The following is a 15,782-nucleotide window of genomic DNA, read 5'->3' on the forward strand; positions in this document are numbered from 1 at the left end:
TTACTGCATAACAGGAGAGGCAAAGTATAAATTCCTGCTTAATGCTGCACAGGTTGCAACTGTCTTCTTTTAATCAGCAAACCCCGGGTAGGGGAGAACAGAAACGCCAGCATAAACTCAATGCCTGTAACGGTGGCAATAGCCCCGGCAATGGAGCCGTCTATCCAAACCGCCAGGTAGTAGCCGCCCACGGAGGCAAGTATACCGGCTACCACCGAGAGCAGCAGCATGGTTTTAAAGTTGTCGGTGAGCAGGTAAGCCGTGGCCGGAGGGGCCACCAGCAGCGCCACCACGAGTATGGCGCCCACCGATTCAAAAGAGGCCACCGTGGTAAGAGACACAGCCGTCATGAGGGAGTAGTACCATACGGAGGTAGAGATGCCAACCGCCGCTGCGTAGGCCGGATCGAAGGTGGTCAGGAAAAGCTCCTTGTACCCCAGCACAATGAACAGTATGATCAGTAGGGTAACCACCCCAAGCGTCCAGACGGTGCGGGGGCCGAGGCTCAGGCCGCCGTCTATGATCCAAAGATCCAATGGCACATAGGCAATCTCGCCGTACAGCACGCAGTCCTGGTCGAGGTCTACCTGGCCGGCAAACACGGAGATAAGTATAATGCCAATGGCAAAGAGCCAGGTAAAGGTAACGCCAATGGAGGCATCGGCCTGCACACGGGCATAGCGATGGAAGAACTCGATCAAGAAAGTGGTTAACACACCCAGCAGGCCGGCACCAATCAGCATTGGCACCGTCTCCCTGGAACCGGTGAACAGGAAGGCAACCACGATGCCTGGCAGTACGGCATGGGAAATCGCGTCGCCGACCATGGCCATGCGGCGCAGGATAAGGTAGCAGCCCAGCAGGCTACAGCAGGTGGCTACCAACGATCCGGTAAGTATGATCCAAAAGGCGTTCACAATACTAAATTGTTTTATTGGTGATAACTAGATTGTTGACAGACGAATTTGGCGGCGTTCAACTCTCTAACTCTTTATATCTCTAACTCCCAAACTTTCCTCACGGTATCCGGGTGCTGTGCGGGTCGAGGACAGGAAATCCGAGCTCTTCCATTAGTCGCTGTTCCAGTTCCGGGGTGATGATGTGCTCTATCGTTTCGGCATCCTCGTGCACGTGGTCTGAGGCCAGGTTCAGGTACTGCGTAAGGTATAGCTCCCAAAGGCGGTGCAGCCTCACTACCCGCTCACCCCGCCGCTGGCCCTGCGCCGTGAGCTGCCACCCTTCAGGTGTTTTTTCGATATAGCCTTGTTTCCGGAGCTTGCCAAGGCCAACGTTCGCCTGTTTTTTAGGAATGGCTCTTCTTTGCAGGATTTCCTGCAGCGTGTGTGGCAGCTGAAAGTTCTGCTTCGTTTCCCCCAGCTGGTACAGCAGCTTCAGCAGGTTCTCTTCAAGTATAAGTGTTTTGTTGCGGCGCTGGCGCAGCAGCCGGGAGACCCAGCCCTTGTTCGGGGCAAAGGCAAAAGATACGATGGCGATCATTGAGACGATCAGTACGATCCAGGGGCCGGTGGGCATGGCGGGTGCGGTATAAGACACAAAGGCCCCGGACACGCCTGAAAACGCCCCAATCAAAGCAGCCAGCACCAGCATCAGGCTTAGCCTGTCGGTCCAGAAGCGGGCAGCTGCGGCCGGCGTAATGAGCATAGCCGCCATCAGCACCACCCCAACCGCCTGTATACCCACCACTACCGCAAAAACGGTGAGGGTGGTAAGTAACAGCTCCAGTGCCCGCACCGGGTAGCCAATGGTCTTGGCGTAGGCTTGGTCGAAGCAGAGCAGGGTAAGTTCTTTATAGAAGAGGAGTGTGGTAATCAGCAGCAGCACCGCCACAAGACTAAAGGCAATCAGGTCCTCACCAACCAGCGAAGCAGCCTTGCCAAACAGAAACTTGTCCAGCCCGCTTTGCGCGGCGTTACCCGAGTGCTGAATGGCCGTGAGTAAAAGTATCCCGATGCCGAAAAACACGGAAAGCACCAGGCCAATGGCCGTGTCTTCCTTGATACGGGAGCGTGAGGTGATAAAATCTATGGTGACAAGGGAGAGCCAACCCGTGATGAAAGCCCCCAGCAGAAGTATAAACGGGTTTTTGGTGCCCGAAAGTATAAACGCCAGACAAACTCCCGGCAGCACGGCGTGTGCCACGGCATCGCCCACCAGCGCCCGCTTGCGCAGCAGCGTAAAGCAGCCTACCACGGCCGAACTGGTAGCCAGCAGCACAGAGCCAAGCGTAACATAGCGAATGTTGGCGTCTGCAAATGAAAAGAACTCAAAAAACTCGTTCATGCTGCTCTTAAATGGTTAAATCAGGTTTGGAGGATTTAGAAGGATACATGGGATGAGATTGTTAAATGCTGATGAACAGGAATCATGTCTTCTGGTTTTCTAACTGTGAGGCGCCAGGTAATACATTTCTACAGCGTTGTAACTCCTAAACCCTCCAACTCCCAAACTCTTTAACTCTCTCAGCTTTCCCTTGACGGAAATTCCTGTTTGCGCAGCAGCTCGCCCACTTTGGTGAGAACTGTCAGCTTGCCGCCGTAGGTTTGCTCCAGCAATTGCTGCGTGAGCACCTGCTCGGTAGGGCCGGAGGCCACCAGGCGCATGTTCAGCAGCACCACCCAGTCAAAATACTCGGTGGCCGACTGCAGGTCGTGGTGCACCACGATCACGGTCTTGCCCTGCTCGCGCATGGTGCGCAGGAGTTCGATAATGGCCGTTTCGGTGGCGATGTCTACCCCGGCAAACGGCTCGTCCATGAAATAGATGTCGGCATTCTGCGCCAGGGCACGAGCCAGAAACACACGCTGCTGCTGCCCCCCGGAGAGCTGGGAGATCTGGCGGGTGGCATAGCCCTGCATCCCCACTTTCTGCAGCGCGTCCATGGCGGCATCTTTATCGGCTTTGCGCGGGCGCTTAAACAGGCCCAGCTTGCCGTAGCTGCCCATCAGCACCACGTCGAACACCGAGGCCGGAAAATCCCAATCCACCGACTCTCGCTGGGGCACGTAGCTGATGCGGTTGCGCACCTCGCTTATCGGCTTGTCAAAAATCCTGACGTAGCCGCTGCCGGCCGGCAGCAGGTCCATCATCGCCTTTATCAGCGTAGACTTTCCTGCACCGTTCGGCCCGATCACGCCCACCAGCGCGCCTGCAGGCAAGGTCAGGTCGATGCCCCACAGCACGGGCTTGCGGTCGTAACTTACCGTCAGGTCGTGCACTTCTACTACCGGGTTCTCTACTTGGAGTATCATCTGTTAATACGTTTATTTTAAGGCCAATACCATGCTGTTCACGTTGTGCCGCACCATGCCTGTGTAGGTGCCCTCTGGTGTTCCTTCCTCACCCAAGGCATCCGAGTAGAGGGTGCCGCCAATCTTTACATCATGGCCGCGCTCCCTGCTGCCCACTACCACCGCCTCTATGGCCTTCGGCGACACGGACGACTCCACAAAGACCGCCTTGATCTTGTTCTCCACGATGTACTTCACCAGCGAAGACACGTCCTGCAGGCCAAACTCCGACACCGTGGAAATGCCTTGCAGGCCGCGCACTTTTATACCATAGGCATCGCCAAAATACCCGAAGGCATCGTGGGCCGTGATGAGGATACGCTGCTGCTCTGGTATGGCCTGGATTTGCTGTGCCACCCATCCGTGCAGCTCGCTCAGCTCCTGTAGGTAAGCCTGCGTATTCTGTTGGTACACTTCGGCGTTGGCAGGGTCTTTCTGCTGCAGCTCCTGGCTCACATGTTTTACCACTTCCTGCCATAACTGCACATCAAACCACACGTGGGGGTCCTGGCTGTCCTGGAACTGCGGCGATTTACGCAGCTTTTCCTGCGGGATACCTGCCGTGGCGGCTACTACCGTTTTCTGGCGGCTGAGTTTCTCCAGCACTTCGCCCATCTTGCCCTCCAGGTGCAGCCCGTTGTATACCACCACATCAGCCTCCATCAGCTTCTGCAGGTCGCCCTGCGTGGCTTTGTAGAGGTGGGGGTCCACACCGCTTCCCATTACGGACTCCACCTCGGCGGCATCCCCTACAATATGGGCCACGGCATCCTTAAGAATGCTGGTGGTGGTGAGCACTTTCATGCGTTGGCCAGAGGCCATGGTGCCTTTGCTGTCGGTTTGGGTGCAGGCGCTGGCCACAAGGGTGAAGCAAAGCAGGGCCAGAAAGTAGAGCGTTCTCATTGTTTTTGCAAAGCGCGGTTAAGCCGAGATAAATATGTTCTTGGAAACTTCGCTGGAGATGAGCAGGCTCTTGCTGTCCTCCAGGTTAATCTCCAGTGAGTTGTCGTAGGGGATTTTGTCTATCACTTTTATACTTGACCCGAGGGAAATGCCCATTTTGTCCAGGTACTGCAGGAAGAGCGGTTGCGAGTCATTTACGCCCACCACCACACCGGCATCGTTTACCTGCATCTCCGAGAGCAGCCTTTGTTTTTTCTGTTTCATCTCGCCCGTCTCGGATGGGATAGGGTCGCCGTGCGGGTCGAACTTGGGGTAACCCAGGAACTCGTCGAGGCGGTTGGTGAGCAGGGTGGAGGAAATGTGCTCCAGTTCCTCTGCCACCTCGTGCACCTCATCCCAGTTAAACTTTAGCTTCTCCACCAGAAATGTCTCCCACAGCCGGTGTTTCCGGATAATCTGCAGCGCCACCCGCTCGCCCTGTGGCGTAAGCGACACGCCTTTATACTTCTTATAGTTGACAATATCCTTGGCGTTCAGCTTCCGGAGCATGTCTGTCACCGAGGCAGCTTTGGTATCCAGCACCTCCGCAATGGCATTGGTGTTCACTTCTTGTGTGCCGTTGGCCGAAAGCTTGTAAATAGCCTTGATGTAGTTCTCTTCGGTAAAGCTATGGGACATAGTAGCAAAGGGTGAATGAGCGATTGAGAGAATGAGTGGGTGAGTGTGTGGTTCGAGTTGGGTAAAAACAGAAATAAGCGGCACTCATACCTGCTCTTACTGTAACCAAACTTTTTCCATCATTCACTCATCCACTCATTCAAAATTCAGAGTTTATACTTACCAGCGGATGAGGGCAGAGGCCCAGGTAAAGCCGCTGCCAAAAGCAGCCAGGCACACCAGGTCACCCTCTTTGATGCGGCCTTCCTGGTAAGCCTCGCTCAGGGCGATGGGCACAGAGGCGGCCGTGGTGTTGCCGTACTTATGAATGTTGCTCATCACCTTTTCGGCCGGCAAGCCCATTTTCTGCTGAATGTAAGAGGTGATGCGCAGGTTAGCCTGGTGCGGCACCAGCAGGTCAATGTTCTCTGCTTTGTAGCCGTTTTTGTTCAGGGCCTCCTCAATCACTTCCGGGAAACGGGTAACCGCGTGCTTGAACACCATGTTGCCGTTCATGTGCGGGTAAATCGAGCCAGAGTCGATCATCTCATGCGTGAGGCGCTCTTTCTTGTTGCTGCCTGGGTCCAGCACCGCCAGCTCCTCTGCAAACTCGCCATCGGCGTGCAGGTGCGTAGACAGGATGCCCCGGTCGTTGCTCTCGGAAGGAACCAGCACGGCAGCGCCGGCCCCATCGCCAAAGATCACCGACACGCCACGGCCGCGGGTTGAGAAATCGAGGCCGGAGGAGTGGATCTCGGAACCCACTACCAGCACGTTGTTATACATTCCGGTTTTGATGAACTGATCAGCCACTGACAGGGCATAGATAAAGCCGGAGCACTGGTTGCGCACATCCAGTGCGGGGATTTCCTTGATGCCCAGCTCACGCTGCAACAGCACCCCTGAGCCAGGGAAAACATAGTCGGGGCTGAGGGTGGCAAACACGATCATGTCCAGATCCTTTGGCTCCAGGCCAGCCATCTGAATGGCTTTTCTGGCCGCGGCGGCTCCCATGTTGGCGGTGGTGTCTACGCCCTCCTGAAAGTAGCGGCGCTCCACGATGCCTGTACGCTCCCGGATCCACTCATCCGAGGTATCCATCAGTTGCTCCAGATCCTTGTTCGTTACCACGTTTTCCGGCACGTAGTGGCCAACGCCTGCAATTCTCGAGTTACGCATGTTCTAGTTTCGTTTAGTTACAAATATACTGTTTTATTCAGGTTTTAGATTCATCTAAAAATAAAATTTATACTTAGAGATTATGGCTTAAGGTGTCTTTAATTATTTCTAGCAGCTTTGCCTCCTCTGTTTCCCAGAATACCTCAGCAGGGATGCCGGAAGTATAAAATTGACTTTGTCGTATACGTGGCAGCAGGTCCTGTGGCGGCGCCTGCCTGAAATCTATGGCAATGCCTGCCTGGTATGCCGCTGTTATACTTTGCCACAGCGGGTTTTGCTGCACCAGCACCGGTAGGGCATGGGCCACGTATTCGTAAAGCTTGGTGGGGATGCAGCGCTCGGTGCTCGGGTGTGGCTGGTAAGGCAGCAGCCCCAGGTTACTCTCCTGTACTTGCTCCAGGATCTGTTGGTGCGGCACTAGTTTATCGCCTCCGATAAGTTTGATGTAGCGCTTGCCTTTGATGCGCTCCTTCAGCTGCTGCAAGGTGTGGCTGCGGGCGCTGTAGCCGATAATGGTGAGCGAGGTAGAAGGCTCAAGCTCATGCAGCGCCTCAGCAAAGCTCACCGCTTCAAAAACGCCGTATACTTCTGCTATGGTGCCGGAGTAGAGCAGCCGCAGCGGCTGCTGCGCCACCTGTACCGGAGTAGCAGGCAAAGTATAGCCAGGGGCCGGTTTATACTTGTTGCCGATGACGGTATACTTGCCCTTTTGCAGAAAGGGGAGTTCGTCGGCGTAGCTCTCCTCAGCCAGCAGGAAGTGGGCTATGCTTTGGGAGGCTTTTCTTTCTGCCTGTGCCACGCCGAGGGCTAGCAGCTGGCGTAGCAGGGGAGGGTAGTTCTCCTGCGAGGTCAGGTTTAAAGTATAGTTTTCCTGCACATCATAAACCAGCTGGGCGCCATACTTTTGGCAATAGCTCAGGCTGGCCAGCAGCAGCTCATGGGTGCAGGCGATGATCAGGTGCGGCTTTAGCTGACGGAGCAGTTGCTTGTACTTCTGCTGTGCCCGGAACCGGTCTAGGCTCAGTCGTTTGAAATCGAAGATGGGGTGAAAGTGCAGGTTAGCGGGCGCCGTGACAGGTAGGGGAGCTTGGAAACCGGCTATGTCCACCTGGGTTTCTGCGAACTTACTTAGCGACAGGCCCAGCTTTTCGTACATGCGGGTGTCGTTAACAGGCTTTAAAAGCGATGCTAGCAGGACTCTGGTTTCTGACATCCATCAAAAATACTTACTTTTACGCAATATTGAGTAACGAGCATATATAGAAATGGAATTGAGAAACATAATAAAAGAGGCCTGGGACAACCGGGAGCTGTTAAAAGAATCTGCCACGGTAGAGGCCATACGTTCCGTGATCGAGGATTTGGATAAAGGCGTGCTGCGCGTGGCCGAGCCGAAAGGAGAGGAGTGGACGGTGAATGAGTGGGTGAAGAAGGCCGTGCTCTTATACTTCCCTATCCAGCAGATGAAGACCATCGAGGTGGGCCCATTCGAGTTTCATGACAAGATTACGCTGAAGCGCAACTATGAGCAGCTGGGCGTGCGCGTGGTGCCGCATGCCGTGGCACGCTACGGCTCCTTCCTGGCGAGGGGTGTGGTGATGATGCCGTCGTACGTAAACATTGGCGCTTACGTGGACTCCGGCACGATGGTGGACACCTGGGCAACGGTAGGTAGCTGCGCGCAGGTAGGTAAGAATGTGCACCTGAGCGGAGGCGTTGGCCTTGGCGGTGTGCTGGAGCCGGTGCAGGCTGCCCCGGTTATTGTGGAGGACGGGGCCTTCATCGGTTCCAGAAGTATCCTGGTGGAAGGATGCCGCATTGGCAAAGAGGCTGTGATCGGTGCCGGCGTGACCATCACGGGCAGCTCCAAAATTATCGACGTGACCGGCAGCGAGCCGAAGGAGTACAAGGGCTATGTGCCGCCGCGCTCTGTGGTAATTCCTGGTTCCTACACCAAGAAGTTCCCGGCAGGCGAGTTCCAGGTGCCGTGCGCCCTTATCATTGGGCAGCGCAAGGAAAGCACTGACCTGAAGACCTCTCTGAACGACGTGCTCCGCGACCATGCGGTGGCGGTGTAATTGACAGGAATTCCCACTATCACTTCCCTGCAGATGCCGCAGGGAAGTGATGGAGAGAATTGATGCTTGCTGAAAGTAATAGAGGGAGGCTAACGCTGCTGGGTAAAATTTCTATAAAGGTCTTACTTATCTAAAACTAACTTCAAGACTTCGGTTTTCTCCTCTGTCTGTATCTTTACCAGATAAAGGCCTCTGGCAAAGTCTTCTCCTTTTATGTCTACCTTGTTAACCTCTCCAGCTATCGCATCGCCCTGCTTAAGCATTGTGACCTTCGAGCCGTTGGTGTCGTAGAGAGAGACTTCGTATCTTCCATTCTGAAGTAGAGTAAAGTACAAGGATGTTGTTGAGAAAAAAGGATTCGGATAGATAACCCATTTACAACAATCATCTGTTGGAAGTACATCTGATGCTAAAACACCAGCAGTGCGATCCGAGTTTGAGGCTAAGACGACAACCTCTGAAGTATACTTGCCTTTTATGCTCGTGGCATCTGTATAAGGACCCTGGAACAGTGTCATCTCTGGGGTAAAAGAAATAGCAGCAGTAGATGATTCTTTATAAACAATGTTATTTCCGTTCTCGGAGGAGGTGTTGTATATGACTTTAAGTTTTTTCTCATCCTCGTTGAGAATAACTAGTGGTCTTTCACCTGATTGCGTAATCTCGTGTAGGTCCTCCCATTTTCCTGAGCTACGTCTTACTAAAAGAGCTAACCTTGGGTAGCCCTCTAGGTTATAGTTGGTTTTGATAGCACAAAAGAGAGTACCGTCGCCTGCTACAGCCAAGTTCAAAGAAGCGTTGGCCATCCCTTGCTTGATGTCTAGTGCCGACTGCGATGAAGGTACCTCATCTATAGACCAATCTGTTGGCGATTTTCCATCTTTATGCGTCTTAAATCCAAACCGTCTGGTGTTTTGATTAGACCAGATAACGCCAACTTTGCCAGCCATTGCGACTACGGCACATATGTCTCCGTTTGTAACACCGGTAGCTAACACAATCGGTTCGCTCCAATTGGCATATGGTGCGTCGCTCCAACGAACATCAATACTGCTTTTATTATCAGAGGCCAACCACATCCTACCTTTGCTATCTACATCAATAGTGGCAGTCAATGCGTCCTTGCCTACAAAGAGCTCTACAGGTGTGGGCCTCTTCGACCACGTTTTATATGATTTAGAAGAAGGTACGTACTCCAGAGATGTCAGATAAATGTAGTCAAGTCCCCTGAAAAGTAGAACGTGAGTTACATTTCCTACTACCTTACAGTCTGCCTTGTATGCAATATCAGAGAGAGTCATTTGTTTTGACCACTGTGTACCATCCAGGCGCCAAAGGTGTGTTCCCTCGGCATCTGGAAGAACTGCCCAATGCGTATTAGCATATGTCCAAACCTTCGACTGCGGGGTTTCTCCTGTGTCCTTTGTTACAGGGATAGGGGTGAGTTCTTTGATAGAAGCAAAACCTGGTTGATCCTGAGCCTTAATTAAAAACGGAACAAAGATTACCCAAGCTATAATAGTAAGAATTTTTACCATAGGAGTAAGGTTTCATTTAAGAAGTTGATCTGAAAAAGCAATATGAAAAGTAAGCGTAAGAGCAAAGCTCTATAGCTTAGAATGTAAAGTCGGGCTTGTGCTGTTCTAGCTTTGTTTTCTTAGCTTGGGCAAAACTCTTTACTTACAATGCTATATGAGAATTTTATATATTTGGTTATAGTTTTTTTATATATTTTTTAATTATTGTATTGTGTGCAACTTTTACTGATAGGTGTCAAAGAAAAATATGAGCAGACAGTGAGACAGAATTTCTGTAAAGGGAGCTGACAATATAATTCAAAGTGTTACTTATGTTCAGAGAAGGCATTCAGCCTACAATAAACACTTTTCAAAGCTCTTGATCTTCAGATAGTTTTGCCGCATCGCCTTGTAGTGTTTGAAAGCTAGGATTTTATACAGCAAGTTGAAAAACCGTAACTTGTTTTCAAGAGCCTCTTCGGTGCCAGGTTTCAGTACTTTGCCACGCAGTAACAGTGGAAGCATCTTTCTTGTATAGTAGAGTAAGACGTTGAACGCCTTCCAATCAAATAGAAGGTGATTGCTACATTGCATGTTAATTCGAATTCTGAACGGAATAAGGACTTCTAAACTCTGCGCTCCTTCTTTTAGTAGCCGCATACAATAGGTCCAGTTAATTCTCTTTTGAGGCATAAAGTGTTTAAATACAAGCCTCTCATCGTACCATATATCATATCCTGCTAAGGCAATGGCATAACATAGCTCATAGTCACCTCCAGCACTTAAACCATTCTCTTCTCTGTCGGTGAGCATCGGTGTAAAACCTGCCCTTTTCAACTTTTCGAAAGCTGATTTTCTAACTACACAACCAGCTCCATAAACAGCATTGTATTTTACTTTACCTGAGGTAGCAGCCTGTGGTCCGCTGGCAAAGGCACTAAAACTTTTTGCCCAAAGAGGGGGGGAAGTTTCAAATACTAGTTTCCCATGGCCGCCCAACACGCCAATGGAGGGCTTGCTCTCCAGTAAGCGGAATGCCAGGCTTAGGTAATCAGGAGATAACCAGTTATCATCATCACAGAACAGTATAAATTCGTAGGAAGCATTCATCAGCGCCATTTCTCGCGCATGAGCCAGCCCTTTACGAGGTTGGCTTAGAAGCTTGAAAGGTATAGGGCACGCATGTTTTTCCCATTCTGCTACCGCAATTATAGGTGTAGTGTCAGTAGATGCATTGTCAACAACAATTACCTCCCAGGCAATATCGGACGGCACTTGCTGCAATGCAAGGTGACGGATTGTGTCAGGAAGGACCTGTTCCCCATTGTAGGTACAGATTATTACTGTTATACCTAAGCCCATACCTTTGTTGTTAACATTTGTACTCCACACAGCAGTATTTGTAACGTCTGCTTTTAAGCCAGATGAAGCTCATAAAGCTAGTGCTGAACTGGTACTATATATACGTGAAGTAAAAAGGTATGTGCTCTTGTAAGTGGTGTATTAGAAATTTAATTATCCAAACAAAAAGCCGGAGTAAATAGGAAAAACCTTCTTTACCCCGGCTCCTGCTGCTTATCAGGTTGCTGTGTGTTGAGTAAGTGTCAAGAATGAGCTCCTACCTCTTCAAAAGAAGTTTAAGAGAGCTAGACTGCGCTTTAGATACTAACCTTACAACATAGAGTCCTTCTGTGAATGTGGTACCATCTAGCTCAAGTTTCAGTTCTTCTCCTGCACTTCCGGAACCTTGCTTCAGTACGTCAATCAAGGCACCTCTTCCATCATATACTTCAACAGTATATGGACCACCTTCAGAGAGGGTGAACTGAATTTTGGTTCTTTTGCTGAAGGGGTTAGGGTAAGCCATCAAGTTGGCCATGGGCTGGGCATCTTCCTTCAATATTTCTTTAATGGAAGTAACTGTCTGTTCATCTGATATCTTGTCTGTTGCTAAAACTGAGTAGGATTGTTTGCTTGTAGAGGCAAATATGACAATCTCAGAACTGTAATTTTCCTTACTGCTAGTAGCATAGTCACATGTTTCATTTATCAAAGACAGTTCTGATCCGAAAGCAATGTTGGAAGTAGAAGACTCTTTATAGTAGATGCCGCCAGCGCTTGGGGCAGCATAAAGCACTTTCACCTTGCCAATAGTTTCATTTAGGATCACAATTGGCCGGTTCCCTGCTTTAGATACTTCATAAAGGTCGTCCCATGTGCCTGAAGGGCGGCGCACCAATAAAGCGATTCGCGGGAGTCCTGTTTTGAAACCAGTCTTAACGGCGCAATATAGTGTGCCGTCAGATGCTAATGCCATGTTCAGGTGATCATCCGCCATTCCATCTGCGCTTTCTATTGCTGATTGCGAAGCAGGGACTTCATCGGCCGACCACGTGGATGGGGTTGTGCCATCGGTGTGTGTTTTAAAGCCAAACCTTTTTGTGTTTTGGTTGGACCACAAAAGTCCCATTTTGTTTGCTTTAGGCATTGCTATAATGGCGCAAATGTCATCTGAGGTTAGTCCTGTGGCAACAGTAACTGGTGCGCTCCAATTGGTGTAAGGCGCATCGCTCCAACGGACATACGCATTGTTATTCCCATTAGAGGCAAGCCACATTCTTCCAGTTCCATCTATGTCAATAGTGGCGGTTTTCACACCTGCATCTAATGATAATGAAACGTTAGAGGCTCTTTGTGACCAAGGGGCATAGTTCCCCGAAACTGATGAATACTCAACAGATACTAGCTGTGAAGGCAAGGAAGCCCCCCTATATAATAGGATATGAGCATTGTTCCCCTGCACTTTACAATCTGCTCTGGTATAGTCGCTTGGTGATATGGCAAGTACTTTTGTCCACGTTTTGCCATCTAGCCTCCAGATGTGCGTGCCTTCTCCAGTGGTAGGAAGTACGGCCCACCATTTACCAGCATATGACCACACCTTTGATTGTGGCTGATCTCCTAAGCTAGTATGAATAGGCAAAGGGCTTAACGGTGTTACAGAGGCAAATCCTTCCGGGCTGCTTGTTGATGTTTCAATAGTATAAGTTTCTCCTGAGGTATACCCTCCGGCGATAAGGTTGCCAGCTTTATCTTTGATGCCGGTACCACTGCTCCTCAAATCTAACCTTAACGTTCCGCTTCCCCCCGTAAGGCCAACAGTAACGTCGTAAGTAGTGGCACTGGACCCAGCTTGTGCTACTGAAGATACGCTCGCAGATAAGGGGCCTGATATTATAATGGGTATAAAGTCAGCCATATCTACCCCACTCACTTCTTCTGAGAACAGAACCCTGAATGTAACAGATGTAGCGTCCGTCACGCTAGTTGTCGGGTTTTGGCGTTTAATGCTTGTAACGTTAGGAGGTGTAAGGTCAGTTGGTGTTTCATTTTGTTCCGCAGCTATTGTGAAGGAGACAGTAAGGGGAACGCCAGCTGTACCAGTGCCTTTACTTCCTGAATAAGGAGTTGCCTTTAAAGTATAAGTGCCGGTGGCTGGTGGGTTCCAATTACCGTAGTAGTAATTGCCATTGCCGTCATCGCCGTGCAGTGCATATGGAGCTGCATTGTCTGTGTAGCTTTTACTCTGCGCACCACTTAACTCTAGCATCACACTGCCAACCGAATATGGCGAAGTATTCGCGCGGATATTTAATTTACTGGATGGGAGGGAGGACAGTTGGATGACCGCGCCGTTCTCGATGGGTTGAATATCTTGCTCGTTAGCTGAATTGACAAGTACAAAGCCTGTTACTTTCTGTTCTCCTGTAGAGGCAGTGAATAAAGCCGTGATAGCTTTGTCTCGGTCCATTGACACGGTTAAAGGATTTGCTGTCCCGGATGCATCTCCACTCCAACCGGCAAATGTATGTCCCGTGCTAGGTATTGCAGTAATGGTTACAGATTCTCCACTTGCATAGGTAGCTTGTTCAGGACTTTTACCAATAGTACCGCTTCCTGTAACTGATGTTACTAAGCTATAATGATTGACAGCAAGTGTACTAGCTGCAAGTTCTAAATCAAAAGCAAGATCAGAGGAGCTCGCTTTGGACTGATGGACCTCTACAGCTATCACATTATCTCCTTTCACAAAAGCAGAAGGAGCAATGGTAAAAGTATGAATTACCCTTCCGTCATCACTTGCACCGTCGAGTGCCAGTGTTTGAAAATCAATGTTCCCAGATGGCATGTTATCACGGAAGACCTCAGTACCGTTTACAAAAACCACTACACCGTCATCTCTACTTATGCTTGTTATATAAGAAGAGAAGGCTGCCGGGTCACTGAGGTAAAAGGATTTCCTAAAGTAGGTAGTAATGTATTTAGGAGAAGATTTAGGACCATAATAAACTGTTGTGGCTATATCGCCGGTACCATACCCAAATTTCCCATTACCTGTTTTCCAGCCATTATCATCAAATGTGATGGTATTCCAGCCGCTACCCTGATTTGAGCCATCGTCTATATATTTCCAGGAGGCTCCGAAGGGGAAAATAGTACTTTGTGCAGCTAAGTTTTCTGTGGTCACAAATGCTAACAGCAGTATCGTAAAAATAAAAGTAAATGTCTTCATAAGTAATTTTTCTCAGCTTGAAATTGATAAACCATGTTCTTGAGGAAATAATTGATAGCATAAATTTTATTGTATAATTATTTATTATAACAGTATTATACGAAGTTTGTATACGGTTTTTATAAAAATAGTTTAATTATATTTTAAATATTCGTGTGTAATGCTGCTGCTTATTGGCAAAGAAGTACACTTGTTGTGTGCGTAAATTTTATAGTGTAATTGACTTATATTAGAAGGGGGATTTCTGTTGGACTAGTTAATTTCTCACCTATGAAGGTAAGCACTCAACAAAGGCAAATTATCAATTTACGGCTTTACCTTATTAATAGCCTCTTACCTGAGGACAAAGAGCAGATTCACCTATAGATAAACATACGTAAATTGAAAATTAAGTATAGCTCACTAAGGGTAGCATAGTTAAAACTTCAAGCTGTCTGCTCTGACAGTAACAGTATGCAGGAACAGGATGTTAAGTTCTACCATGAAATACACAGACTGCTTCCAATATTTGCTTTCTCAATCCAAGCATACTTAACCTAGATCTTATATCACAGCAAACTTGATAGCTTCTCTATAGCTTCTCTCATAAGAACGCTCACTTAATAACTACTGCCCGTGCTTTAGGGAAAAGTGGCAATTCCAACAGTACTGCTGATTTGGGTAAATAACTAAATCGAAGTAGATCCGACATCTTTTAAGCTAGCAAGTAGTTTTAGAAGCCACAGGACTCGCTTAATAAATGGTCTATAAAACGCTGTTTCTCGGAAATATGCCGCTCTGTTTTTTAAGAGAGGAGCCTGTCCATTCTAATCCCGTCTTTCTTCGTGACGATGAGTAAGAAAGTTGTGGTGTATGTTTCTTATAATCAGCCAATTGCTAAAAAGTGCAAATTTGTTTTTCATGAGTTGATGCAGCCTTTAATGGATACTTCTCCTTTTCTCTTTCAAATTTAGTTCTCTAGGCATAAACTCTCCATCAGGGTTCACTTGCACTCTTCAATAAATTTATTAAAGTTAATAATGGTCGATATCGTAAAGACTTACCTTAAAATATTTATACACATAATTTGAATAAATCTAAGTATCTATATGTATAATTTTATTCCACAAAATGTGGAATTTTGCAAGTTAAAAAGAAGTTGTGGCCATCTACAAAGTTTTTTAGGGGGTAATTGGCGAATGGTTTTTAAATCTGAAATCAAGCCCTTTATATTTGTCACAGTCAGTTGAACGGAAATGTTCAATATCAATAAAGTGATCACTATTGAGTTAATGTTGTTGTAATATGTTGAATTAAAGAATATTGGGATGCGTATGAGAAGACTTTTAGGGAGGAGAATATTCTATTTTAATTATATTTAATAAATCTATACTTTAACCAGAGTATCATAATGTTCTAAGCAAATCAAAACGGAATAATCATATAAATGCTTAGTGCAGCTATCAAACATTTCACTTTTTAGCCAAAGAAAAATGAATTTGAGATTCAAGTATATCCTTATGCCCCTACTAGCGGGGGCGGTAGCAGTTTCATGCGACAAAAAAGACCTGGAGGAGGTAAGCCCTAG

At 48.5% G+C, this 15,782-nt stretch carries 11 protein-coding genes; 1 reads left to right on the forward strand and 10 read right to left on the reverse strand.

Annotated features, from left to right (window positions below; translation table 11 throughout):
* Nucleotides 1-38 precede the first annotated feature (38 nt).
* The 7 genes from PXG97_RS19460 to PXG97_RS19490 form a co-directional block, all read right to left on the reverse strand.
* Nucleotides 39-917, reverse strand: a complete 879-nt coding sequence (locus PXG97_RS19460) for a metal ABC transporter permease (protein WP_276499505.1) — start codon at nucleotides 915-917, stop codon at nucleotides 39-41.
* Nucleotides 918-1,017: 100 nt separating this feature from the next.
* A complete protein-coding gene (locus tag PXG97_RS19465) occupies nucleotides 1,018-2,301 on the reverse strand; it encodes a metal ABC transporter permease (protein ID WP_276499506.1) in 1,284 nt (427 codons plus the stop codon).
* Nucleotides 2,302-2,480: 179 nt separating this feature from the next.
* Nucleotides 2,481-3,269: a metal ABC transporter ATP-binding protein gene (locus PXG97_RS19470; protein WP_276499507.1), complete on the reverse strand. Its 789-nt coding sequence runs from the start codon at nucleotides 3,267-3,269 to the stop codon at nucleotides 2,481-2,483.
* A 12-nt stretch (nucleotides 3,270-3,281) separates the two neighbouring features.
* Nucleotides 3,282-4,211: a metal ABC transporter solute-binding protein, Zn/Mn family gene (locus PXG97_RS19475; RefSeq protein ID WP_276499508.1), complete on the reverse strand. Its 930-nt coding sequence runs from the start codon at nucleotides 4,209-4,211 to the stop codon at nucleotides 3,282-3,284.
* Between the two features lie 18 nt (nucleotides 4,212-4,229).
* Complete coding sequence (locus tag PXG97_RS19480; RefSeq protein ID WP_276499509.1) at nucleotides 4,230-4,889, reverse strand: metal-dependent transcriptional regulator; 660 nt, start codon at nucleotides 4,887-4,889, stop codon at nucleotides 4,230-4,232.
* Between the two features lie 159 nt (nucleotides 4,890-5,048).
* The gene (locus PXG97_RS19485) at nucleotides 5,049-6,047 is read right to left on the reverse strand and encodes a 3-oxoacyl-ACP synthase III family protein (RefSeq protein ID WP_276499510.1); all 999 of its coding nucleotides are present in this window, start codon (nucleotides 6,045-6,047) and stop codon (nucleotides 5,049-5,051) included.
* 73 nt (nucleotides 6,048-6,120) lie between these two features.
* The gene (locus PXG97_RS19490) at nucleotides 6,121-7,260 is read right to left on the reverse strand and encodes a glycosyltransferase family protein (RefSeq protein WP_276499511.1); all 1,140 of its coding nucleotides are present in this window, start codon (nucleotides 7,258-7,260) and stop codon (nucleotides 6,121-6,123) included.
* Nucleotides 7,261-7,312: 52 nt separating this feature from the next.
* Here PXG97_RS19490 and PXG97_RS19495 point away from each other — a divergent pair, with 52 nt between their 5' ends.
* Nucleotides 7,313-8,125, forward strand: a complete 813-nt coding sequence (locus PXG97_RS19495) for a 2,3,4,5-tetrahydropyridine-2,6-dicarboxylate N-succinyltransferase (protein ID WP_276499512.1) — start codon at nucleotides 7,313-7,315, stop codon at nucleotides 8,123-8,125.
* Nucleotides 8,126-8,247: 122 nt separating this feature from the next.
* On the opposite strand, the gene PXG97_RS19500 is transcribed toward PXG97_RS19495, so the two are convergent.
* The 3 genes from PXG97_RS19500 to PXG97_RS19510 all read right to left on the reverse strand — a co-directional run bounded on the left by PXG97_RS19500 (nucleotide 8,248) and on the right by PXG97_RS19510 (nucleotide 14,215).
* Entirely contained in the window at nucleotides 8,248-9,663 is a 1,416-nt protein-coding gene (locus PXG97_RS19500; RefSeq protein ID WP_276499513.1) for a T9SS type A sorting domain-containing protein, read from the reverse strand.
* A gap of 333 nt (nucleotides 9,664-9,996) precedes the next feature.
* Nucleotides 9,997-11,004, reverse strand: a complete 1,008-nt coding sequence (locus PXG97_RS19505; protein ID WP_276499514.1) for a glycosyltransferase — start codon at nucleotides 11,002-11,004, stop codon at nucleotides 9,997-9,999.
* Between the two features lie 256 nt (nucleotides 11,005-11,260).
* On the reverse strand, nucleotides 11,261-14,215 hold the full coding sequence (locus PXG97_RS19510; RefSeq protein ID WP_276499515.1) for an InlB B-repeat-containing protein: 2,955 nt from the start codon (nucleotides 14,213-14,215) through the stop codon (nucleotides 11,261-11,263).
* Nucleotides 14,216-15,782 lie beyond the last annotated feature (1,567 nt).

This window comes from Pontibacter litorisediminis (assembly GCF_029360645.1).
Taxonomy (GTDB): Bacteria; Bacteroidota; Bacteroidia; order Cytophagales; family Hymenobacteraceae; genus Pontibacter; species Pontibacter litorisediminis.

Bases quoted from the DNA above. Each gene is read 5' to 3' on its own strand.
- PXG97_RS19465 (WP_276499506.1), bottom strand. From the start codon at position 2,301: ATGAACGAGTTTTTTGAGTTCTTTTCATTTGCAGACGCCAACATTCGC.
- PXG97_RS19470 (WP_276499507.1), bottom strand. From the start codon at position 3,269: ATGATACTCCAAGTAGAGAACCCGGTAGTAGAAGTGCACGACCTGACG.
- PXG97_RS19475 (WP_276499508.1), bottom strand. From the start codon at position 4,211: ATGAGAACGCTCTACTTTCTGGCCCTGCTTTGCTTCACCCTTGTGGCC.
- PXG97_RS19480 (WP_276499509.1), bottom strand. From the start codon at position 4,889: ATGTCCCATAGCTTTACCGAAGAGAACTACATCAAGGCTATTTACAAG.
- PXG97_RS19485 (WP_276499510.1), bottom strand. From the start codon at position 6,047: ATGCGTAACTCGAGAATTGCAGGCGTTGGCCACTACGTGCCGGAAAAC.
- PXG97_RS19490 (WP_276499511.1), bottom strand. From the start codon at position 7,260: ATGTCAGAAACCAGAGTCCTGCTAGCATCGCTTTTAAAGCCTGTTAAC.
- PXG97_RS19495 (WP_276499512.1), top strand. From the start codon at position 7,313: ATGGAATTGAGAAACATAATAAAAGAGGCCTGGGACAACCGGGAGCTG.
- PXG97_RS19500 (WP_276499513.1), bottom strand. From the start codon at position 9,663: ATGGTAAAAATTCTTACTATTATAGCTTGGGTAATCTTTGTTCCGTTT.
- PXG97_RS19505 (WP_276499514.1), bottom strand. From the start codon at position 11,004: ATGGGCTTAGGTATAACAGTAATAATCTGTACCTACAATGGGGAACAG.
- PXG97_RS19510 (WP_276499515.1), bottom strand. From the start codon at position 14,215: ATGAAGACATTTACTTTTATTTTTACGATACTGCTGTTAGCATTTGTG.